This is a genomic window from Marcopretia estuarina LEGE 06307 (genome assembly GCF_056633115.1).
The window spans coordinates 170,373-192,468 of the sequence record NZ_JBSJOY010000005.1 but is presented as its reverse complement, the minus strand read 5'-3'; the positions used below and the strand labels follow the sequence as shown (position 1 = coordinate 192,468).

Genomic DNA, 22,096 nt, shown 5'->3' with positions numbered 1-22,096 from the left:
GCTTTCGGTGCTGCGCAACGGCGCTCAGCGCCCCAGCAACGCCATCACCTGGGTGAAGAAATCGACGACCTGATCGTTCTCGATGAGGTCGTCGAGCACGCGGATCGGTTTGCTGTAAAGCTCATCCTGCTTCAGGATCTCAGGCCTATCGATCGCAGCAGAGGCCGGGGCGGAGCCATTGGCCTGGAAGGCCTTGAGAAACTCCCAGGCGATGATCCCCTGGCCGATCACGGTGGGGTGGATGCCATCCAGGCTGAAGATGCCGCCCTCCAGCAGTTCCCCCTCTTTGCTGGCTTTGTAGAACTTGGTATTGAGCGGCGGATACAGCCACTGGAATTCTTCGGGATACACATAATTGGGCATGCCGCTGTTGCGCTTCCAGGCCATGCGGGAGAGCACATCGCCAATGTCCACCAGCACGAACGGGCTGTGGGAATAGCGCTGATTGAATTCAGCCAGCAACTGCTTGATGATCGTGTTGTAGCGAAGAATCACCGTGTCGATGAACTGGGCATCACGAAAGGTGAGGTGGTTCTGCCGCCGTGAAAGCGCTGTGGCATCGCTGACGCCATAGCGCTTGTAGTACTGGTAATAGCGGAAGGTGCCGGATGCGTTGCCCGGCGGTACGCGCGGATCCTTCACCACCCGTTCCTCCCCGAAGCCGTCGATGATCGGCGCGATCGTCACCAGCGGCACCGTTCCCACGTAGGCCTTCCAGCTGGCGTTGCGGTTGCTGGCCATCGCCTGACAGATCTTCTCGAGCAACTGCCGGTAGTCGCGCTCGAAATCGTTCGGATGCCAGAGGTTAAAGGGATCGGGCTTGGTCGGGTCTTCGCTGCGGGCGGTGAAGCTTCTGCCAGTCCCCGGTGTGAGGCGAACGTCGAGGGAAAAGAGGGTGCCGAGAGCATTGTTCGCCCCCAGGAACACGATCAGATTGTCGACACCTTCACTGGCCGCCACAACCTCCAGCCAGCGGATCGGGGATTGGGCGTCAAACGTGTCGTTCGCCTGGGGATTGAGCACGCGGTAGGCGGCCCGGTAGAAGGGTTGATTGGCGCAGGCAAGGCCGAAGTTGTTGTCGAGGCCACGGCTGTCGCGCTGGATTCGATGCTTGCAGAGCGCCGGGGTGATCTCCCAGGCATCGCTCACCCGCATCCCTTCCACGGCGGTGTTGTCGGTGAACGGTGAGCTGAAGGACGGCACGGGCTTGCCGATCGCTCCCGGCCCTCGCTCGAAATAGGTTTCAGCGCGATCCAGCTCGCCCATGATCTGCAGCAAGGCCCGCGGCCATTCCCCCCAATCCACGTCCACACCGAAACGGCCCTCCAGCCTGCGGAACAGTGCTTCGAGGTCGAACTTGAGCTTTTCCCCTTCCCACAGCACCAGCCGGTAGTCGCTGGGCGCGATCCCCAGGGCTCTGGCCAGATGGGTGCCGTAGGCGTGTTCCGTGAAGGCGGTGCAGCCACTGCGAAAGCCCTGCGAGACGCTGTCGCCGATCGTGAAGAGCCTGCCCATCCAGCCGCTCGGTTCCGGTGCTGCTCACCACTCTGTCCAGGATCAGAGCACTGCCACAACTCCGAGACATCTCTTCCAGTTCCGCATCACGCTTCCTGAAGGCGGCAGGTGTGGGGTGAGGACGCTGCTGCCTGCCTTCCCTGTAGCAAGTCCATGGGGAGGCCCGCTCGAGCCGCTGTTCTCTTGGGCAGACCCCTGCGGCAGTCTGCGCGGTGATCGCTCACTCTGCGATCTCGACATCTGTGACAGCGAAATCTGTGGAAGCGAAATCTGTACCCATGACATCAGCAACTGCATGATCTTTATCGATGATTTTCAGGCCTGTGATCTCTATACTTGTGATCTCTGCATCCGTGAAGTCAACAGCAATGATTGCTGCCACTGTGAATTCAACAGCAAGGATATCTTTAACTGTAAATTCTGCAGCCGGGACCACAGCTGGTTGACGCTGGGGGGCATCAGGAGCTGCAGGCGAGAGTTGGAAGGGTGGATTGAAGGGCCGTCTGGTCAGTTCTTGTGCGCCGAATCCCGTCCGGCGCCACAGCCGTGCCGCAACAAGTCCGTCAGACAACCTGCGGAACTGGCTCGGCCCCCAGGATCGCTCTGCCATCCGGCCGCACCGCGACCACCCCGGCAGCCCTGCCAGATTCGACCCCCCAGGTTGTGCTCCGTTGACACCCGCCGCTGCCGCCGACTCCGCCAGCCCTACGACCGTGGCCACCGACGCCCTGCCGGCCGCGGGGTCGATCTGGCGGCGCAGCTGGTATCCCGTGGCCTATCTCAAGGACCTGGACCCGGCGCGGCCCACCCCGTTCACCCTGCTGGGCGACGACCTGGTGCTCTGGTACGACCGGGAGCCCGGCCAGTGGCGCGCGTTTGCGGATGTGTGCCCGCACCGGCTCGTGCCGCTCTCCCAGGGCCGGCTGAACGGGGCGGGCGAGCTGGAATGTCCGTACCACGGCTGGACCTTCAACGGCGACGGGCACTGCACCGCCATTCCGCAGGCGGAGGGCGACACGGCCGCCGCTTCGCCCCGCAGCCACTGCCGCGCCTATGCCACCGCCACGGGGCAGGGGCTGCTGTTCGTGTTCGCCGGGGAGGCGGAGGCGGCTGCCGCCGTGCCCTTGCCGCTGCTGCCGATGCTCGCGGCGGAACCGGAGCGCTGGAGCGTGCAGGACACCTTCCGCGACCTGCCCTACGACGCCCTCACCCTGCTGGAGAACGTGCTCGATGTGAGCCATGTGCCGTTCACCCATCACGCCACGGTGGGCAAACGCGAGACGGCCGGTCCGGTGAACCTGGAGCTGACCAGCAGCGGACCGGACGGCTTCACCGGCGTGTGGCCCGAGGGGCCGCGCCGGGGCACGCTCGGCACCCAGCACACCACCTTTCAGGCCCCCTGCCTGATGTGGCATGACCTCACCGCCAAGGGTTTTGCCCGCATCCTCACCGTGGTGTACGCCACACCGATCCGGCCGGGGGAGTGCCGCCTGTTCGCCCGCTTCCCCTTCCGCTTCGAATCGGCGCTGCCGGCGCGGCTGCTGAAGCTGCGGCCCGAATGGCTGCAGCACCTGGCCAACCACGTGGTGCTGGAAGACGACCAAGCCTTCCTGCACTGGCAGGAGCGGGTGCTGCAGCAGCGGGGCGGCAGCGACGCGCTGGTGCGTTCCTGCTACCTGGCCACCCCGTCCGATCGCTACGTGCGCGCCCTGCACGACTGGGTCAGCGGCGGCGCCGGTAAACCCTTCGGTGAGGCGCCGCTGCCCGAGCGGCTGGGGGAAACGCCGCTGCTCGAGCGCTACGAGAGCCACACCCGCCACTGCCGCAGCTGCTCCGGCGCCGACCGGCGGCTGGCCCAGCTGCAGCCGCTGGCGGCGGCCGTGCTGCTGCTGGCGCTTGGCGCGGCGGCCTGGTGGGGGGCCTCAGCGGCGGCGGCCGCTGCGCTGGTGGTGGCGGCGCTGGCGGCAGCGACCTGGTTCCAGGCAGGGCGTTGGCGGCATCAGTTGCGCGTGGGGCGGCCGGTGCCGCCGCGCAACAGCCTGCGCACCAAGGCCTGAGGCTCAGGCCCGCACCACCGGGATGTCGCTGAGGCGGGTGGTGGCGGCACGCGAGAGCTGCTGCCGCTTCATCGCCCAGGCCGGCCGGAGGCCGCAGGCGGCCCACTGCACGGTGCCGCGGCCGTAGCGGCGGTTGAGGCCATCGATCGTGGCCATCAGCGCTTCGCGCCGCTGCTGCTGCTCCGGCGGCAGCGGCGTGAGCAGATGGTGCTGCAACTGCTGCAGGGGCTGCAGGTTCTGCAGCAGCACACCGGCCTTCTGCAGGGGTTTGTGGGGGCGGAACAGGCGCTCGGCCAGGGGCAGGGCGGCGGCCAGCAGCACGGCCGTGTCGTTGCTGGCCAGCGGCAGCGACACCGTGGCGGCATTGGCGTAGAAGCTGGTGCCGTTGAAGGGGCTGCTGCGCACGAACACGGTGATGGTGTCGGTGCGTTGGCCCTGGCGGCGCAGCTTCTCGGCGGCGCGGCTGAGGTAGGTGGCGATCGCCTCCCGCAGCTGGGGCAGCTCCCGCACCGGTTCGCTGAAGCTGCGGCTCACGCAGGTTTCCCGCTTGGCGGGCGGCACCGCCACCAGCGGCAGGCAGCTGTGGCCCCGCAACTCCTGCTGCAGCCGCAGCCCCACCACGCCCGCCCTGGCCCGCAGCTCACCGCTGGCCATGTCGCGCAGCTGCAGCGCATTGGCCACGCCGCGCAGCCGGCACCAGCGCGAGAGCTTGCGGCCGATGCCCCACACGTCTTCGATCGCGACGGCCGCCAGCCAGGGATCGGGGGCGGCCACCGCCCCCAGATCGAACACACCGCCGTGGGCGCGGTTCTGCTTGGCCAGCTTGTTGGCCACCTTGGCGAGCAGCTTGGAGGGGGCGATGCCCACCGCCACCGGCAGCCCCAGATGCCGCCGCACCTGGGCCCGCAGCGCCTGGCCCCAGGCGGTGAGATCAGCGCCGGTGTCTGCCGCGCCACCGGTGCCGGCGGGGCGGCGCAGGCGGCCGAACGCTTCGTCGATCGAATAGACCTCCAGCTCCTCCACCCAGGGCTCGAGCGTGAGCATCAGGCGGTGGCTCATGTCGGCGTAGAGGGCGTAGTTGGAGCTGCGCACCACCACCCCGAGCCGCTCCAACTCGCGGCGCACCTGGAAATAGGGGGTGCCCATGGCGATGCCGAGGGCGCGGGCCTCGGCGCTGCGGGCCACGATGCAGCCGTCGTTGTTGGAGAGCACCACCAGCGGCCGGCCGATCAACGAGGGATCGAGCGCCGCCTCGCAGGAGGCGTAGAAGTTGTTGCCGTCGATCAGCGCGGTGGCCCAGGCCATGGAGGTTGGGGTGGAGGGGGGCTCAGAGCGGGTGGATCACGTGGATGGCCACGCCCCAGAGGAGCGTGTCGTCGCCCTCGCCCAGGGCCAGCGGCGGGTAGGCGGGATGGGCCGCCTCCAGCCGCAGGCGACCGCGGTGCAGCACCAGGCGCTTGAGCGTGAAAGCCCCCTCCAGCACGGCCACCACGATGCGGCCGGGGCGCGGCTCGACGCTGCGATCGACGATCAGCAGGTCACCGTGATGGATGCCGGCCTCCACCATCGAATCGCCGCTCACGCGCAGGAAGAAGGTGCTGCTGGGGCGGGCGATCAGCTGCTCGTTGAGGTCGATGCCGGTTTCGACGTAGTCGTCGGCGGGGCTGGGGAAACCGGCAGCCACGCTCTCGCCGGCCAGGGGCAGCAGCAGGCCGGTGCGGCACTGGCGCAGGGGCCGCGGGAGCGGCTGGGGCTCGGGCGGTGACTGGGCGGGCATGGGCCCCGGGGCAGGCCCTGCAGATTAGTACATCTGTATTGGTTTTTCGTCGGCAAGGGTGGCCGTGGCGCTCAGCCCGCCATGGGCGTGCACAGCTCGATCAACGTGCCGTCCGGTGCCCGCACGTACGACACCAGCTGGCCCCAGGGCTTCCGGGCAGGCGCAGCGATTTCCCCAGCGCCATGCTCCAGGGCGCGGGCGTGGGCCTGGGGCACGTCGTCGGTGACCAGGGCGATCTCCATGCCCAGCGGCTGGACCGTTTCGCTGGCCTTCACCACCCCGCCGGGCACATTCAGGTCCCCGAGCACGTGGGCGGCGAAGCCTAGGGTGGTGGCACCGGTGGCGCATTCGCCATAGGTGCCGGTGGGGTCGAGAAACTTCTGCGTCAGGCCGAAAGCGGCCGCATAGAAGTGCAGCGAAGCGGCCACATCGGGCACGTAGACGATCGTGTAGCCCAGTTGCATGGCCCCAGGTCCAGCGGGTCCGAGCAGAGCCATCGTGAGGTCCGGCGCCGTGCCACGACTGTAGAAGCGGCGCTCAGGCCACGCGACGCCAGCCGGCCTCACAGGCGCAGCTGAAAGCCGTCGCGGCGGTGGAAATCGGGCGCGCTGCCGGGGTGGGCCAGGGCCCAGTAGGTGAGGGCGCCGCCGGCCTGCTCCACCACGGCGGTGACTGCCAGCTCCAGCGGGCCGCCGCCGGGCAGGAGGGCGGCAAGGTCGCAGGTGAGCTCAAGCTCCAGAACGCCAGGCGTGCGCGTGACCCGGAAGGGCAGTGCCTGCAGCGCCGCCGCCGGCGCCATCCCCTGGCGGTAGCCACTGAAGCGGTAGACGTTCCAGTGGCCGGCGGGGGAGAGGTTCACCTCCCAGTAGGCGTCGGCACCGGGAGTGGCCAGGAAGAACTCCAGGCAGGTGGTCTGCCAGAGGTCATCGCAGCGCTGGGGCAGCGCCGCCGGCTCCGGCAGGCACACGCCCTCGAGCGCGCCCGCCAGCCGCCAGCCGATCTGCAGCTCCGCGCCGCGCCGCACCACCTGGCCGGTGAGGGTGAGGGCCGCCGCTGGGGGAGACGCCGCTGAGGAGGCCGCCATGAAGGGATGAAGCGTGAAGGCGTGGGAGTCCAGAGGTGGCGGTGGCGATGAGGGTGGCGAGGTCATGCCATCACCGCCGCGACGATCGCGCGGATCTCGGCTTCCTGCGCCTCGATGCTGGCGGCGAGAGCGAACTGCACCAGGGCCCGCTGCAGGTTCTGCCCCGGCCGGCGCACTTTGAAGTACACGTCGCCGGCGAGATGGTCGGTGAGGAAACGCACCCCCAGCTCGAAGGCCAGCAGGCGGATCGCGTCGTAGAGGAAGGCCACGTCGTCGGTGGTGAGCATGGAGCGGGCCGCCGCCGCGTACCCCTCCAGCAGCGCCGCGCAGAAGCCGGTGTCGAAGCGCACCGCGCGCCAGTCGGCGGCTTCCTCCCCGGCGAGGTTGCAGGCCGAGCGCAGGCAGTCGCCGATGTCGTAGTGGATCAGGCCCGGCTTCACGGTGTCGAGATCCACCAGGCTGATCGCGGCGCCGCTGGCCGCATCGATCAGCACGTTGTTCACCTTCGGGTCGCCATGGATGGGGCGCAGCTGCAGCCGGCCACTCCCCTTGGCGTCCTCCAGCACCGACGCCCACCGCTGCCGTTCCGCCACAAAGGCAGCGCAGTGGCGCAGCTCGGGGGAGGCGGGCGGCGGTGACGCGGCGCAGACCCGGTGGTAGGCCGCCAGGTAGGTGGGGGTGATGTGAAACCCCTCCAGCGTGTCCACCAGCTGGTCCACCGGCAGATCGCTCACCAGCCGGTGGAAGCGGCCCAGGCCATAGCCCACCTCACGGGCCTGCCCGGTGTCACTGAGCTGGTCGAGGCTGCGGGCGCCGCCGATGAAGGTGGTCATGCGCCAGAAGGCGCCGTCGCACTCCAGCCAGGGATCAGCGCCGCCCTGCAACGGCACCACGCGCGGCACCTCCCAGCGGCGGCCCAGGCCGGACGCCGGCGCCTGCAGCTGGCGCTCGGCATGGGCGGTGAAGGCCAGCAGGTTGCGCATCACATCCCGGGGCTGGCGGAACACGTGGGTGTTGAGGCGCTGCAGCACATGGGAGCCGCCGGGGGCCCCCACCAGCTGCACCAGGTAGGTGTCGTTGACGTTGCCGCCGCCGAGCGGGGCGATCGCCTGCACCGGAGCGCCGAGCGCGAACTGCTCGGCCACCGCCACCAGATCGGGCGCGGCGGGCGGCGATGGCACTGCGGGGGCACCCCCCGGCTCGTCGGTCATGGCCTGCGCGGCAGCCTGCGCTGCGGATGGTGCCACCCACCCTGCCGCGCCGCCCGTCCCCGGCTCAACCGCTGGCCAGCAGCCTCGCCCGCCAGCGGTCGCTGAGGTCTTCCCCCAGCAGCGTGAGCAGGGCATAGACCAGCACCAGCGCCAGCAGCTGGTCCCAGGCGAACGAACTGAGGCTCTCCAGCAGCTGGCTGCCGAGGCCCGTGGCGCCCACCAGGCTCACCACCACCGATTCCCGCAGCATCACATCGCTGCGGTAGGCGGCATAGGCGAGGTAGGGGCGGGCCACGCCGCTGAGGCGGCCGTAGAGCAGGGCCAGCCGCGGCCCGCTGCCGGCGCAGGCCAGCGCCTGCTCCGTGGCCGGGCTGGCATCGGCGGCGCTCTCCAGCAGCAGGCGGCCGAGCACACCGAGGTTGTGAAAGCCGAGGGCCAGCGCACCGGTGACGACACCGGGCTGCAGCACCAGCAGCAGCAGCAGGGCCGTGAGCGGCGGCGGCCAGAGGCGGCCCAGCGCCCAGACCAGACGCAGCGGCGCCCGCAGCCAGCGGGACGGGGCCGCCAGCAGCAGCAGCAGGGGCGCCAGACCCACCGCCAGGCAGGCCGCCAGCAGCGTCAGCCCCAGGGTGCCGCCCACCAGCGCCGGCCAGGGCAGGGCCAGCACGCTGGGCCAGTCGCTCTGCAGCGGCGGCAACGGCTGCACGCTGAGCAGCGCCTGGGGCTGCACGCCAAGGGCATGACCCAGCAGCAGCGAGAGCGGCAGCAGGGCCAGCAGCACCAGCAGCATCTCCCGCGCCCGCAGCCCCACCGACGGCTGCTGCAGACCGAAGCGCACGGGCATCAGCCAACGTCGCCGCAGATGGCCCAGGCCGGCCTCCAGGCTGAGCATCACGGCGAGCAGCAGCCACAGGCCGGTCCAAAGCTCATGGAAAGCGAGCGACTGCATGGTGAGCTTCAGCTCGGTGCCGAGGCCGCCAAGGCCGAACACCCCCAGCAGGGTGGCGCTGCGCAGGGCGCACTCCAGCCGGTAACCGCCGTAGCTGAGCACCCCCGGCAGCAGGGCGGGGCCGAGCGCCGTGAGCAACGCGGCCGGCGCCGGCGCCCCACCGGCCCGCAGGGCCTCCACGTTGGTGGTCGGCAGCGCGTCGAGCAGATCACTCAGCACCCGCGCCACCAGCGCCGCATAGGGGATCACGATCGCCAGCACAGCCACCGCCGGCTGCAGCCCCAGCAGTTGCAGGAGCAGCAGCCCCCAGATCAGTTCATGGATGGAGCGGGGAACGGCCAGCAGGCGGCGGATGCCGGTGGCGGGCAGTGCACTGCCGCTGAGGGTGGTCCAGACGGTGCGGGAGCTGGCCACGCCCAGCAGCAGGCCGAGCACCAGGCTCACCGCCCAGCCCAGCAGCGCCATCGCCACGGTCACCAGCAGCCCACCGGCCACCGAGCGCAGCACCACCGGATCCAGCGACGGCGTCAGCGCCGCCATGGCGAACTGACCGATCAGCTCCCAGCCACCGCCGTGGCTGAGGCCCGGCAGCACCAGCCCCAGCGGCAGCAGCACCAGGGCCGGCAGCAGCACCAGCAGCGGCGGCGCAACTCTCAGCTGCACGGCGGCGTGCCTTCGTAGAGATCGGTCAGCAGCGCCCGGTGCACCGCGGCGATCGGCCCGTCGAACACCAGCCGGCCCTGCCGCAGACCGATCGCCCGATCAAAGCCCTCCAGCAGATCGGGGCGGTGCAGGCTGAGCAGCAGGGCCCGCGGCGGCGCCGCCTGACGCAGCAGCAGGGCCAGCAGCTCCGCCGCCAGGCGGGGATCAAGGCTGGCCAGAGGTTCATCGGCCAGCAGCAGCACCGGGTCCTGGCGCAGCAGCCGTGCCATGGCCACCCGCTGGCGCTGGCCGCCGGAGAGGGCCGACACCGGCCGCTCCAGCAGGTGCGGCTCCAGGTCCATCGTCGCCATCGCCTGGCGGCAGGCGTCGGTTTCGAGCGGCAGCAGCAGGTTGAGCAGGGCCTTCGGCCAGCCCCAGACCGCCAGCCGCGCGGCATTGAGGTTCTGCTGGACGCTGAGCTCCTCCACCAGGCGCAGGTCCTGCCAGAGGGTGCCGATGCGGGCCTGCTGCAGGCGGCGGCCCCGCCGTGAGCGGGCCGGTGGCCGCCCCTCCCACAACACCTCACCGTGCTGCGCTGGCAGCAGCCCATTAGCCACCGCCAGCAGGGTGCTCTTGCCGGCGCCGCTGGCCCCGAGCAACGCCACCCGCTCGCCCTGGCGGATGGTCAGGTCAATGCCCTCCAGCCGCGGTCGCGGTTGGCCCGGCACCGTGATGCCGCGCAGTTCGAGCACCGGGTTCATCGGTGCGTCCTCAGCGGATCTTGCCGATCTGACGGCCCACCTGCTCGATGCGGGCGTAATCGGCGGCCTTAGCGGGGATGAACCGCTGGGCGCCGAACAGGGAAAGGATCTGCTTCTGCTCGGGGTCGGTGGTCCGCCAGCTGAGGATCGCCGTGCGCATGCGGGTGCTGAAGCCCTTGCCGAAGCGCTTGTCGAGATCGGGCTGGGCGAGCCAGTGGTAGTTGGGGTAGCCGGGGGTTTTCCAGATCTGGATCACCTTGGCGCGGTTGACCTTGCCCTCGCTGAGGTTGCTGCGCCACACCTCTTCGCTGAGGGCGCCGGCCTGGTAGGCGCCGCTCTGCACCAGGGCGATGGTGGCGTCATGGCTGCTGCTGAAGCCGGGGACACCGCCGGCGAAATCGCTGAGCTTGACCCCGGCCTGGTTCAGGTAGAACTGGGGCATCAGGCGGCCGGAGGTGGAGCTCTCCGAGCCAAAGGTGAAACGCTTGCCCTTCAGCTCCGTGAGCCCCTTCACGTTGGAGATCGGCTTGAGGCCGCTGCTGGTGTTGGCGATGAAGACGCTCTGGAACGAGGCGTCGATGTCGCGCTGGGCGACCACCTGGGCGCCGGGCTTCTGCAGGCGCGCCTGCACCCCCGTGAGACTGCCGAACCAGACCAGATCCAGCCCACCGGTGCGGAAGGCGGTGACGGCTGCGGCGTAGTTCACCACCGGCACATAGGTGACCTTCACGCCCAGCTGACGGCTGAGTTCATTGGCCACCAGCGGGTAGAGCCGGTTGAGCACCTCAGGCTTCTGGTCGGGGATCGCACCGATGCGCAGCACCTTGGTGTTCTGCTGCGCCTTCGCCTCGCTCAGCAGCGACGGCAGGGGGCCGCCGGCGGGGGCCAGGGCCGGCAGCAGCGCCAGGGAAAGGCCCACCAGCGCAGCGGTGGCACGGATGCGGAACGTCATCGGTGAGAGGGGATCGGGGGGAAGGATCAGAGCGGGAGGCGGGTGAGGCCCAGGCCGGCGCCTCGGCACGCAGACGGCTGAACGGGCAACTGCGCTGGGAAACGCAGAAGCAGCTCGCAGCACAGCGGAGCGAGGAGGCACGAGGAGGTGTCCGAGGAGCCACACGTCGCGCTGCCCGGGGTGCCGTGCAAGCAAGGTGCGCCGCAGCAGGGCGGCCCTGGAGCCACTATGGCGCTCACGACGTCGTGCCCCGGGTTGGCGATGGTGGTGCCCCAGCCGATCGAGCGCTTCCTGCAGGAGACGGGGCCACTGCTGGATGTGCGCACCCCGGCGGAATTCGCCCAGGGCCACATTCCCGGCGCCGTCAACCTGCCGCTGTTCAGCGATGCCGAACGGGCGGAGGTGGGCACGCTCTACAAGCAGCAGGGGCGCCAGGCGGCGGTGCTGCATGGCCTGGCGGTGGTGGGCCCGCGCCTGAAGGGGCTCGCGGCGGATCTGGCCGCCTGCAGCGCCGAAGCCGAGGGGGCGCCGCTGCGGCTCACCTGCTGGCGGGGGGGCATGCGCTCCGGCAACGTGGCCCTGTTGGCCGAGAGCCTGGAGCTGCCGGTGCGCCTGCTGCACGGCGGCTACAAGAGCTTCCGGCGCTGGGCGCTGGAGCTGTTCGAGCGGCCCTGGCCGCTGCGCCTGCTGGGGGGCCGCACCGGCTGCGGCAAGACCGAGCTGCTGCTGGCCCTGCAGCAGCGCGGGGTCGCCGTGGTGGACCTCGAAGGCCTTGCCAACCACCGCGGCAGCAGCTTCGGCGGGCTGGGGCTGCCGCAGCAACCCAGCACGGAGCACTACGAGAACCAGCTGGCCATGGCCTTGCAGGCGCTGGAGGGGGCGGCGGCGATCTGGCTGGAGGCGGAGAGCGCCATGGTGGGCCGCTGCCGCATCCCGGCCGGCCTCTGGCGCCAGATGAAGGCAGCACCGGTGCTGGAGGTGCAACGGCCGCTGGAGCAGCGGCTGTCCCATCTGGTGGCGGTCTACGGCCAGCACGACCCGGAGGCGGTGGCGGAGGCCACCCGTCGCATCGCCAAGCGGCTGGGCCCCCAGCGCACAGCCGTCGCCCTGGAGGCGATCGCCAACGGGGAGGCGGCCGAAGCCTGCCGGCAGATGCTCGACTACTACGACCGCTGCTACGACCACGACCTCAGCGATCGTGGCGTCGCCAGCGTGGAGCTGGGGGAACAGAGCGCGGAGCAGGCCGCCGTCCGGCTGCTGGCGGACGGCCTGATCTAAGCCAGCACCCGGCCGATCAGGGCAGCAGCGCCGAAGCCGGCCGCCCGCAGCTCCTGCAGGGCGGCAGCGGCGCTGCTGGCTGGCAGCGCCGCCAGCAGCGGGCCGCAGGTCTGGGGATCGATCAGCAGAGCCCTGTGGGCGGGCTCAAGGCCATGCGGGCCAGGACCTTCCAGCTGCACCGCACCGTCCAGCAGCGCCAGGGCGGCGGCATTGGCGGGTGCCAGGCTGCTGGCCACACCGGCGGCCAGCAGCTCCAGGGCACCGGGCAGCGCCGGCACGGCGGCCCAGTCGAGGGTGACACGCACGGCCGGGCTGGCGGCGATCATCTCGCCGAGGTGGCCAAGCAGCCCGAAGCCGGTCACATCGGTGCAGGCCCGGCAGCCGTGGCGCGCCAGCAGCGGCAGCAGCGGCGCCTGGCTCTGCTGCAGCACCGCCAGCGCCTGCTCGATCCAGGCGGGATCCGCGGCCGCCGCCATCGCCGCCGCGAACAGCACGCCACTGCCGAGCGGGCGGCTGAGCAGCAGCACATCACCCGGCTGGAGCGGGCCCTTGCGCCAGAACTGCGCCGGCGCCACCCGGCCGTTGACCGTGAGCGCCAGGCTGAGCCCGGCACCATCGCGGCCCTCCAGGGTGTGCCCGCCCAGCAGCACGGCCCCCTGCGGCTCCAGCACGGAACACACCCCTGCCAGGGTCTGCACCAGCAGCTCTTCCTGCACGGCGGCGGCCGCGGCCGGCAGGGTCACCAGCGCCTGGGCGCTCTCCACCGGCGCCCCACAGGCCCAGAGGTCGCTGCAGGCATGCAGGGTGGTGAGGCGGGCATTGAGCCAGGGGTCGTCCACCAGGGCCGGGAAGCCATCCACGCTCTGCAGCAGCAGCGCGCCGTCGTCAAGCCGGGCCACCACGGCGGCGTCATCGGCGGGGACGGCAGCCGCAGCGAGTCGCCCCAGGGCCGCCTGCAGTGGAGCAGCGGGCAGCTTGGCGGCGCAGCCGCGGCAGGGCATGGGCTCCGCCGCAGGGGCGGCACCCATCGGCTGCAGAGCGGTGAAGCGGTCCATGAACGCCTGGTCGATGGCCTGCTTCCAGTGCCACAGCCAGCGGTGCGGACCGAGCGCCAGCGGCCCGAACAGGGCCAGGGCCCGTGGACCGGCCGGTTGCCAGCCGCCATCGCCGAGCAGTTGCAGGGCGAACGGCTGGGGCCGCCAGGGCCGCAGGGGGCGGCCGGGGCTGTCGATGCTGCGTTTCAGGTTGGCCGCCAGCACCGGCGCGGCCCGCACCGCCCAGACCCCCGACGGGGGGCGGGGCTGGCCGTCGATCAGGCCACAGTCACCGCAGGCGAACAGGCCGGGGCGGCCCACCACCTCCAGGCTGGCCGCCGTGCGGACACGGCCGCTGCCGGGATCGACCGGCAGGCCGGCAGCGGCCAGCCAGGCAGGCGCCAGGCTGCCGGTGCAGGCCAGATCCGCCGCGGCCCGCTCCGGCGCCTGGCGCTCCAGCGGAATCACCGCCGCCGCCAGCAGGCGCTCGCCGGCGCGGTTGGCGGCCGCCGACCCCAGCTGCAGCCCCTGGCCCCGCAGCAGCAGGCGGGGCCGCCGCCCACGGGCGCGGAAGGCCAGCGCCAGCTCCACCGCCGCAGCGCCACCACCGCGCAGCACGGGGCCTTCCGCCGCTGCATAGCCGTCGGCCCAGGCCAGGAAGGGTTCCAGCGGCTTCACCGCCATGGCGCCGGCGCACGGCGCAGTGACGGCACCCACATCCAGGCTGAGCCGCGCAAAGCGCAGTGCCGGCCGGCCAGCCAGCAGCAGCGCCCGCTCGGCCAGATCCAGCCCGGTGATCTCCGCCTGCACGAAGGTGACGCCGGCCAGCCGGCAGAGGCGGCGCAGATCGATGGCGGCGGCGCCAGCGGGCACCAGACCCGCCACCACAGCGGGCACCAGGCCGGAATAAAGCGCCGTGCTGCCGCGGCTCACCAGTGTGATCAGGGCAGCGGCCGGGCGCTGGGCAGGCCGCATCACCCAGCGGCGCAGCAGCAGGGCATGGCTGTGGCCCCCTCCTGCCAGCACCAGGTGCAGCCGGGGCGGGGCAGAAAGCCCGGGCACGGGCGTCGTCGGGCGCAGATGGCGCCATTGTGGCCGCGCCCGGGCCGTGAACAAATCCCCTGCCGCCGCCTGACGGGTGGCAGGATTCGGCAAGTGGGGCCAGATTCGGTGAAATCACACCGCCATCCAGGATTGTCCTGCCTGCCTCGCCGCCCAGGCGGCCATTCACAACCCTGCCGTCGCTGGCCGTCGCTGGCGTGGTGCACAGCCGCGTTGCTTGCCGCCTGGGTGTGGCCAGTCAACGCCCGCGCCGAAACCGTGCTGGAGCGGGCGGCGCGCACCGGCGTGATCACCATGGGCGGCCGCACCGACCTGGTGCCTTACTCCTTCGTGGACGGCAAGGGCCAGCTGGTGGGCCTGTCGATTGATGTGGCCGAGCGGATCGCCGCCGAAGCCAGCACTTACCTGAACCGTCCGGTGCGGCTGGCGTTCACTGCCGCCCCCGACGCGAACACCCTGTTCAAACAGGTGCACACCGGCGAGACCGACCTGGCCTGCGGCGTCCAGTTCACCTGGGAGCGGGAGATGTTCGTCGACTATTCGATCCCCTTCAGCCTGTCGGGAATCCGCCTGCTCACCCGCAGTGGTGGGCTCGATGGCACGGCCGCCTCGTTGCAAGGCAAGCGGATCGGTGTGCTGGCCGGCTCGCTGGGTGATGCCACGATCAAGAGCTATGCGCCCCAGGCGGTGCGGGTGCCCCTCACCGAGATCGATGCCGCCGTTGCAGCGCTGCAGGCGGGCCGGGTGGAGGCACTGGCTGGCGATTCCATCCTGCTGGCAGGCGCCGTGGCGAAAACGGGCGCCAAGGGTCTGGCACTGGTGCCCGGGGTGGGACTGCAGCGCTATGCGGTGGGGTGCATCATTCCGGAGAACAATTCCACCTTCCGCAACCTGATGAACCTGGCGATAGCCAAGTTGCTTCAGGGCTATATCAATGGCAATCGTGATGCCACCGAGAGCGTGAATCGCTGGTTGGGCCCCAGTGGAATTCTGGAATTGCCGCCGCAAGTGATCAAAGATTATTTTCAGATGGTGCTGCTCACCAATGAGCAGATTCGCGTCCCAGCTGACACCACTCCGGAAGCAAAACCATGAGCATTCACTCCCGAGCCGGCGTGCTGGGTTTCCTGCTGGCGCTGGCGGCGCTCACCCTGCCAGTCGCCACCGCCGCGCCGGTTGCCTCCCATCCTGAGGCGTCAGTTGAGGACCGTCTGCGCCGCATAGCCACCGCCTTCCGCGCCCATGGCGGCCTGGACGCGGGCCTCGTCAGCCATGGGCACGGCACGGAGGATCCCACCCTGCTGGCAGCCGGCTTTGCCAATGGCGGACGGGGCGGCTTTGCCAACGCGGCCAACCGTGGAGGCTTCGTCAATGGGCACCCCTATTACGGCGGCGGCGGCGGCGGCTTCGTTAACGGCGGCGGCGGCTTCGTCAATGCCCGCTATGGCGGCGGCTTCGTCAACGGGGGCGGGGGCGGGGCCTTCCGCAACTGGTGATCGCCTGAAGAAAGGATCGCCCTTCACAACTGCCGAACGATCGAAGGCCGCCGCTGCCGCGATTGGGGCCAACCCAGCGTCCTGGCCCATCAGTCCGACGCCAACACAGGCGCGGGAGAAGCCAGGGGAATCCGTTCCCGCTGGAGGCGGTCGAGCAGGCGCCGCTGCAGCTCACGGCTGCAGGCCCACTGCTGACCAGCCTGGGTGGTGAGCAGCATGCTCACGGTGATCCCGAGCGGGCCGGTGCCGGTGACACCGCGCAGGAAGGGGGCCGCCAGCAGCAGCGGCCCCCAGAGCGGATCGCGGCCGAGGGCGTCGAGTTCTTCGGCGATCACCGCCAGCACGGCGTTGATGTCGGCGATGCGATGGGAGAGCAGCACCTCCACCAACTTGCCGGAGCGGATCTTGGTGTGGTTCACCACCCGGTCGAAGGCACCGTTCTGAATCACCGCCACCCGCTGATCGAGGCAGCGCAGCTGGGTGCTCAGCACGCTCAGATCCACCACATCGCCTTCGATGTCGCCGATCTCGATCCAGTCGCCGATGGCGTAGCGATCCTCCAGCAGCACCGCCAGGCCGGCGGCGAAATCCCGCAGCAGCCCCTGGAACACGATCGCCAGGCCGCCCAGCACGGCGCCGCCGGCCAGCAGGAACGACGCAGAGGTTTCGCGCACGCCGGGGATGCCCACCACCACCCAGCCGGCGGCGATGGCGATGCAGGCCAGATCCACCAGCCGGTGGAAGATGCGCTCGAGGCTGTGGTGGCGCTGGTCGCGGCGGGCCAGCTGGTCGGCGGGCACCCGGCCACTGGCGGCCCACTGATCCAGCAGAAACGACACCAGCGCGCGGCCCAGCAGCGCCGTGAACGCGAACACCAGCACCTTGATCGCCACCAGCGCTGGCTGCAGCAGCACCTCCAAGGCCAGCGGCACGCCGCCGGGAATGGCCATCAGGCCCAGTGCCACCACCGTCATCAGCTGCAGCAGCACGAGCACCAGCAGCACGAGGCTCAGCGCCTCGAACAGCTGAAGGCGCAGCCCGCGCGTGGCAGCCGCCGCTGGGGCTGCTGACGCCACCGGAGCCGCCAGCGCGAACGCCGCCGGGGCCGCCACTTGCGCCTTGAGCGTGGCGATGGCCAGGCGGTTGCGGCGCCACAGCCAGAAGGTGCCAGCGGTGAGCAGCAGCACCAGGGCCATGGCCAGCAGGCAGAGCATCAACCGCTGGCGCAGGCTCTGCGGCAGCAGCGCCTGGCGGGCGTAGCGGAGGCGGCTCTGCAGCCGCTCCTGCCAACGCCGGCCCAGTTCCAGCGCGGTGGTGCCGTTCATGGTGGCGTCGGCAAAGGTCACGGTGAGCAGCGGCAGCGGCTGGGGCCGCTCCGGCACCGTGGCCTCGAGGATCACGGCGCCGGTGGGCAGCTGCCGCACCTCCACCGTGAGGTCGTCGGAGGCGGCACGCACGCCATCGGTCAGACCGCCCTCACAGGCGGGATCGTTGGCCCCCAGAGCCCGCAGCAGGCTCCACTCGGCCAGCCGTTCACTGTTGGTGCAGAGGGCGGTGGGGTTGTACAGCAAGCGGAGGTTGCCCTCGATCACCTGGGCGCGGCGCTCCGCATCGGGACCGGTCTCCGCGTCACTGCCATGGCCGTTGCTGTTGCCAGTTCCGTTGCCGTTTCCCACCACCGGCGACGCCACCATCAGGGTGGGAATGCCGAGGATGCGCACGATCGCCACCTCGTAGCTGCCGGCCGCCACCATCGAGGTGGCGCGATCGAGGGAGGGCGGTGAGGCCGTGAAGGTGGGGCGCGCCGGTGAGGGGATCTGAACGGCCGCCGGCGTGGCCCGCAGCGGCGACCCCATGGCCAGCAGCACCACCACCAATGCCAGCGCCCCGAGCAGCCACGTGCGCGCCGGCTTCGTCAATCCGTCTTCCCTGTCATGTCCATGTTGCCTGCGCCATGCCCACCGGGGGACTTGAACCCCCACGACCGAAGCCACTGGTACCTAAAACCAGCGCGTCTACCAATTCCGCCAGGTGGGCAGCGGACCGACTGTAATCAGCGGCGCAGAATGGGGCCGCCCTGCTGCGACAGCCATGCTTGCCACCCTCGGTGGAACCCTGGCCCTGCTCGCCGGCCTCGCCCTGCTGCTCCTGCCGCTGCTGGTGCCGGAGCTGAGCCGCCCGCGCGATGCCTTCTGGGGCGCGGTGGTGCTGCTGCTGGGCCTGGTGCTGGTCACCAGTGCCGAGCGGCTGAGTGGCGCGCCGATGCTGGCGGTGCTCTGCGGCGGGCTGCTGATCGGGCGGCTCAGCACCGAGGTGAGCCAGAGCCGCTGGCGTCAGCTGAGCGAGGAGGAACGCCAGGGCTTCTGGTCTGCAGCGCGGTGGCAGACGAGCCTGAACCAGTTGGGCACCACCGTGATCGCCCTCGGCGGGCTGCTGTTCTCTCGGGCCATGGCGCTGGGCGGCTGGCTCAAGCAACGCAGCGCCGCCGTCTCCGCGAGCCTCTCCAGCAGGACCACCACCGCCAAGCCATCCCAGACCACCAAGCGCTGGGTGCGACCCGAACCTGCCGGCGCAGAGACCCCCACGGCTCCCGCTCCGCCAGCGCCGGCCGCTGACGCCCCCGAAGCGCCGCTGGCGGTGGTGAGCGACTTCGCAGAGGTGGACGCCCGCGTGCGCGCAGCACTCGCCGCCGATCAGGAGCCGCCGTCGGTGACGGAAACCGCGGAGACGGCAACGGCGCCGGATCCGGCAGGCACCACAGCGGTGAGTACTGCCGAGCCAAGTGCTGAAGAGCCCAGTGCTGCCCAGGAGAGTCCTGGGCCGGTGAGCCCTGCAGCGGGTGCTCCCGCAGGTTCCGCAGAGCCAGTTGCCGGCAACGAACCTTCAGCCGATCACGACCCAGAGACCACTCACCCCAGCCCAGCCCCGTACCAGTCAGACGCTCAGGGCATCCCCGCCGGCGACCTCAGCCTCAGCGCCACGGCGGCTGCAGACACCGAAACCCGCACCGACCACGAGCGGACGCCGGAGCCCATCGCCGAACCCGGGCCCCCGAATCTGGCTGGCGATCCTCCGACCGGACCCAGCGCCCGCTGAGCCTGCTCGCAGGATCAGAAGCGACCTCCACGCAACCACACCGCTGCCGCCGGGGAATGCCGGGGCCGATAATCCCGGTTGCTGCCCCAGGCGCCGTGACCGCCCCGCCGGTGTCCTACAAGGACACCCTCAACCTGCTGCAGACCCCCTTCGGGATGCGGGCCAACGCCAGGACGCGTGAACCCGAACTGCAGGCGTTCTGGGCCGAGCAGCGCCTCTACGAGCGGCTCAGCAGCAGCAACCCCGGGCCGGTGTTCACCCTGCACGACGGGCCGCCGTATGCCAACGGCGCCCTGCACGTGGGGCATGCGCTCAACAAGATCCTCAAGGACATCATCAACAAGTACGCCCTGCTGAAGGGGCGACGGGCGCGCTTCGTGCCCGGCTGGGACTGCCACGGGCTGCCGATCGAGCTCAAGGTGCTGCAGGGCATGGGCAGCGAGGAGCGTCGCGGGCTGACGCCGATCGAGCTGCGCCGCCGCGCCCACGCCTATGCGCTCGAGCAGGTGGCGGGCCAGAAGGCGGGCTTCCGCCGCTGGGGCATCTGGGCCGACTGGGACCAGCCTTATCTCACCCTGCAGAAGCACTACGAGGCCGCCCAGATCGGTGTCTTCGGCCAGATGGTGCTGGCGGGTCACATCTACCGGGGCCTCAAGCCGGTGCACTGGAGCCCCAGCTCCCGCACCGCCCTGGCTGAAGCGGAGCTGGAATACCCCGACGGCCACACCTCCCCGAGCGTCTACGTGGCGTTTCCGGTGGTGGAACTGCCGGCGGGGCTGGGCGCACGCCTCACCGCCATCGGTCTCACCAGCGCGGAAGCGGCCACCACACCGGCTGCCGGTGCCCTGGCTGTGGCGATCTGGACCACCACCCCCTGGACCCTGCCCGCCAACCTGGCGGTGTCGGTGAACGGGGCGCTCGATTACGCGGTGTGCCGGGTGGAGCCGGGCCGCCACCTGATCGTGGCCACGGCATTGGTGGAGAGCCTGCGCGAGAGCCTGGCGCTGCCGCTGGAGCCGCTGCTGTCGTTGAAGGGGGCCGAGCTGGAAGGGGTCGTGTATCGCCATCCCCTGATGGAGCGCAGCAGCCCCGTGGTGATCGGCGGCGACTACATCACCACCGAAGCGGGAACGGGCCTGGTGCACACGGCGCCGGGCCATGGCGTCGACGACTTCAACACCGGCCGCAAGGCGGGCCTGCCCGTGCTCTGCCCGGTGGACGAAGGCGGCACGCTCACCGCCGAAGCGGGCCCGTTCGCCGGCCTGAACGTGCTGAAGGACGCCAACCCGGCGATCATCTCGGCCCTGGAGGGGGCCGGTGCCCTGCTCAAGCAGGAGAGCTACGCGCACCGCTACCCCTACGACTGGCGCACCAAGAAACCGACGATCTTCCGGGCCACCGAGCAGTGGTTCGCCTCGGTGGAGGGCTTTCGTGCCGAGGCGCTGGACGCCATCGCCGCCGTCGACTGGCTGCCGGCCAGTGGCCGCAACCGCATCGAGGCGATGGTGCGCGAACGGGGCGACTGGTGCATCTCGCGCCAGCGCACCTGGGGCGTACCGATCCCGGTGTTTTATCACCGCGAAACGGGCGAGGTGCTGCTCGATGCGGCCACCCTCGATCACATCCAGGCACTGATCGCCGCCCACGGCTCGGATGTGTGGTGGGAGAAGGAGGAAGCCGAGTTGCTGCCCCCTGCCCATGCCGCCGAGGCGCATCTGTGGCGCAAGGGCACCGACACCATGGACGTCTGGTTCGACTCCGGCTCTTCCTGGGCGGCGGTGCTGGGCGGCCTGCAGACCGGCGAAACCACCACTGAGGACCCTCAAGCGAGCGAAACCCCTGGTCAGCCCTCAACCAGCGCAGCCGCTAAGGGGTCCCAGGAGCCGCCTGCCACCCGCCTCAATTACCCCGCCGACCTGTATCTGGAGGGCTCGGATCAGCACCGCGGCTGGTTCCAGAGCAGCCTGCTCACCTCGGTGGCCGTGAACGGCTGTGCCCCCTACAAGCGGGTGCTCACCCATGGGTTCACCCTCGATGAGAAGGGCCGCAAGATGAGCAAATCGCTGGGCAATGTGGTGGATCCGGCGGTGCTGGTGGAGGGCGGCAAGAATGAGAAGCAGGAGCCGGCCTACGGCGCCGATGTGCTGCGGCTGTGGGTGAGTTCGGTGGATTATTCCGCCGATGTGCCACTGGGTCCGGGGATCGTCAAGCAGCTGGCGGATGTGAGCCGCAAGGTGCGCAACACGGCCCGCTATCTGCTCGGCAACCTGCACGATTTCGACCCACGACCCCGCGCTGAAGGAGGCGACGCGGTGCCGTTGGCGGAGCTTCCCCTGCTCGACCGCTGGATGCTGCACCGCATAGCTGCGCTGATTGAGGCGGTGAGCACCGATTTCGACAACTTCGCCTTCTATCGCTTCTTCCAGGCACTGCAGAATTTCTGCGTGGTGGACCTGTCGAACGTCTACTTCGACATCGCCAAGGACAGGCTGTACGTGAGCGCAGCCGGGTCCTTCCGCCGCCGCAGCTGCCAGACGGTGCTGCAGCTGGTGGTGGAGCGGCTGGCCGGGCTGATCGCCCCGGTGCTGTGCCACATGGCGGAGGACATCTGGCAGAACCTGCCCTATCCCGTGGCCGAAGCCTCGGTGTTCGAGCGTGGCTGGCCCACCGCCCCGGCCGCGTGGAGCGCGCCGGAGCTGCTGGCGCCGATGGAGCGCATCCTGGCCCTGCGGGCCCGGGTGAACCGGCAGCTGGAAAGCTGCCGCAGTGCCGGTGCCCTGGGCGCGTCGCTGGAGGCACAGGTGCAGCTGAGCGGCGTTGATGCCGCTCTGGCCGAGGCCCTGGAGCTGCTGGAGAGCAGCGCCCACCCGGAGGTCGACAACCTGGCCGACTGGCTGCTGGTGTCGGCGGTGCAGCTGGAGGGCGCGGCGCCGGCGGTGGTGCTGGCCGAAGACCATGGCGACACCCCCAGCGACGACAGCAACGAAACCGGTGGCGGCTTCAGGCTGCGGCTCGCCCACGCCGACGGCGAGAAGTGCGAGCGTTGCTGGCACTACACCACCGATGTGGAGGAGCACACCCTGGCGCCAGGGGTGAGCGGTCGGATCTGCGGGCGCTGCCGGCAGATCCTTGCTGACTGACCATTCACAGATGGCGGAATCAGCGGCTCCAGCCGCTAGCTT

The 22,096-nt window shown here is 70.5% G+C and carries 18 protein-coding genes and 1 tRNA gene; 6 read left to right on the top strand and 13 right to left on the bottom strand.

The features are described 5' to 3' along the window. Window positions 1–24: 24 nt before the first annotated feature. Both ACWJI3_RS12645 and ACWJI3_RS12640 read right to left on the bottom strand, forming a co-directional pair. Window positions 25–1,515 carry an SGNH/GDSL hydrolase family protein gene (locus tag ACWJI3_RS12645; protein ID WP_480203845.1) on the bottom strand — a complete coding sequence of 497 codons (1,491 nt, stop codon included), beginning with the start codon at window positions 1,513–1,515 and terminating at the stop codon, window positions 25–27. 220 nt (window positions 1,516–1,735) lie between these two features. Further along, window positions 1,736–2,086: a hypothetical protein gene (locus tag ACWJI3_RS12640; RefSeq protein ID WP_480203844.1), complete on the bottom strand. Its 351-nt coding sequence runs from the start codon at window positions 2,084–2,086 to the stop codon at window positions 1,736–1,738. Window positions 2,087–2,243: 157 nt separating this feature from the next. Between ACWJI3_RS12640 and ACWJI3_RS12635 the strand changes: the two genes are divergently transcribed. Next, window positions 2,244–3,572 (top strand): aromatic ring-hydroxylating dioxygenase subunit alpha, encoded by a 1,329-nt coding sequence (locus tag ACWJI3_RS12635; protein WP_480203939.1) that lies wholly within the window; start codon window positions 2,244–2,246, stop codon window positions 3,570–3,572. A gap of 3 nt (window positions 3,573–3,575) precedes the next feature. Here ACWJI3_RS12635 and ACWJI3_RS12630 read toward each other — a convergent pair whose 3' ends face one another. From ACWJI3_RS12630 to ACWJI3_RS12595, 8 genes are all read right to left on the bottom strand, one after another. Further along, a complete protein-coding gene (locus ACWJI3_RS12630) occupies window positions 3,576–4,877 on the bottom strand; it encodes a Y-family DNA polymerase (RefSeq protein ID WP_480203843.1) in 1,302 nt (433 codons plus the stop codon). A 22-nt stretch (window positions 4,878–4,899) separates the two neighbouring features. Next, complete coding sequence (locus ACWJI3_RS12625; RefSeq protein ID WP_094513347.1) at window positions 4,900–5,349, bottom strand: LexA family protein; 450 nt, start codon at window positions 5,347–5,349, stop codon at window positions 4,900–4,902. A gap of 71 nt (window positions 5,350–5,420) precedes the next feature. Further along, complete coding sequence (locus ACWJI3_RS12620) at window positions 5,421–5,846, bottom strand: VOC family protein (protein WP_480203842.1); 426 nt, start codon at window positions 5,844–5,846, stop codon at window positions 5,421–5,423. A gap of 65 nt (window positions 5,847–5,911) precedes the next feature. Further along, window positions 5,912–6,433 (bottom strand): DOMON-like domain-containing protein, encoded by a 522-nt coding sequence (locus ACWJI3_RS12615; protein WP_255141736.1) that lies wholly within the window; start codon window positions 6,431–6,433, stop codon window positions 5,912–5,914. Window positions 6,434–6,495: 62 nt separating this feature from the next. Then, on the bottom strand, window positions 6,496–7,644 hold the full coding sequence (locus ACWJI3_RS12610; protein ID WP_480203841.1) for a phosphotransferase enzyme family protein: 1,149 nt from the start codon (window positions 7,642–7,644) through the stop codon (window positions 6,496–6,498). Window positions 7,645–7,708: 64 nt separating this feature from the next. Further along, window positions 7,709–9,250, bottom strand: coding sequence for a phosphonate ABC transporter (locus tag ACWJI3_RS12605; RefSeq protein WP_480203938.1), 1,542 nt, complete (start codon window positions 9,248–9,250; stop codon window positions 7,709–7,711). After that, a complete protein-coding gene (locus ACWJI3_RS12600) occupies window positions 9,247–9,996 on the bottom strand; it encodes a phosphonate ABC transporter ATP-binding protein (protein ID WP_480203840.1) in 750 nt (249 codons plus the stop codon). The genes ACWJI3_RS12605 and ACWJI3_RS12600 overlap by 4 nt, the downstream gene beginning before the upstream one ends. Before the next feature lie 10 nt (window positions 9,997–10,006). After that, entirely contained in the window at window positions 10,007–10,948 is a 942-nt protein-coding gene (locus ACWJI3_RS12595; protein WP_480203839.1) for a putative selenate ABC transporter substrate-binding protein, read from the bottom strand. Between the two features lie 228 nt (window positions 10,949–11,176). On the opposite strand from ACWJI3_RS12595, the gene mnmH reads away from it, so the two are divergent. Next, entirely contained in the window at window positions 11,177–12,226 is a 1,050-nt protein-coding gene (gene mnmH, locus ACWJI3_RS12590; RefSeq protein WP_480203838.1) for a tRNA 2-selenouridine(34) synthase MnmH, read from the top strand. On the opposite strand, the gene selD is transcribed toward mnmH, so the two are convergent. Beyond that, window positions 12,223–14,322: a selenide, water dikinase SelD gene (selD, locus tag ACWJI3_RS12585; protein WP_480203837.1), complete on the bottom strand. Its 2,100-nt coding sequence runs from the start codon at window positions 14,320–14,322 to the stop codon at window positions 12,223–12,225. The genes mnmH and selD overlap by 4 nt on opposite strands. Before the next feature lie 213 nt (window positions 14,323–14,535). On the opposite strand from selD, the gene grrP reads away from it, so the two are divergent. Together grrP and grrA are read left to right on the top strand one after the other, a co-directional pair. Further along, window positions 14,536–15,417: an extracellular substrate binding-like orphan protein GrrP gene (gene grrP, locus ACWJI3_RS12580; RefSeq protein ID WP_480203836.1), complete on the top strand. Its 882-nt coding sequence runs from the start codon at window positions 14,536–14,538 to the stop codon at window positions 15,415–15,417. Beyond that, window positions 15,414–15,818 (top strand): GrrA/OscA1 family cyclophane-containing rSAM-modified RiPP, encoded by a 405-nt coding sequence (grrA, locus tag ACWJI3_RS12575; protein ID WP_094513327.1) that lies wholly within the window; start codon window positions 15,414–15,416, stop codon window positions 15,816–15,818. Before grrP ends, grrA begins: the two co-directional genes overlap by 4 nt. A gap of 89 nt (window positions 15,819–15,907) precedes the next feature. On the opposite strand, the gene ACWJI3_RS12570 is transcribed toward grrA, so the two are convergent. Continuing rightward, complete coding sequence (locus ACWJI3_RS12570) at window positions 15,908–17,737, bottom strand: mechanosensitive ion channel family protein (protein WP_480203835.1); 1,830 nt, start codon at window positions 17,735–17,737, stop codon at window positions 15,908–15,910. A gap of 36 nt (window positions 17,738–17,773) precedes the next feature. Beyond that, window positions 17,774–17,855 (bottom strand) — tRNA-Leu (locus tag ACWJI3_RS12565). Window positions 17,856–17,909: 54 nt separating this feature from the next. On the opposite strand from ACWJI3_RS12565, the gene ACWJI3_RS12560 reads away from it, so the two are divergent. Next, window positions 17,910–18,914 (top strand): Ycf66 family protein, encoded by a 1,005-nt coding sequence (locus ACWJI3_RS12560; protein WP_480203834.1) that lies wholly within the window; start codon window positions 17,910–17,912, stop codon window positions 18,912–18,914. A gap of 56 nt (window positions 18,915–18,970) precedes the next feature. Next, the gene (gene ileS / locus ACWJI3_RS12555; RefSeq protein ID WP_480203833.1) at window positions 18,971–22,054 is read left to right on the top strand and encodes an isoleucine--tRNA ligase; all 3,084 of its coding nucleotides are present in this window, start codon (window positions 18,971–18,973) and stop codon (window positions 22,052–22,054) included. The last annotated feature ends 42 nt before the right edge of the window (window positions 22,055–22,096 follow it).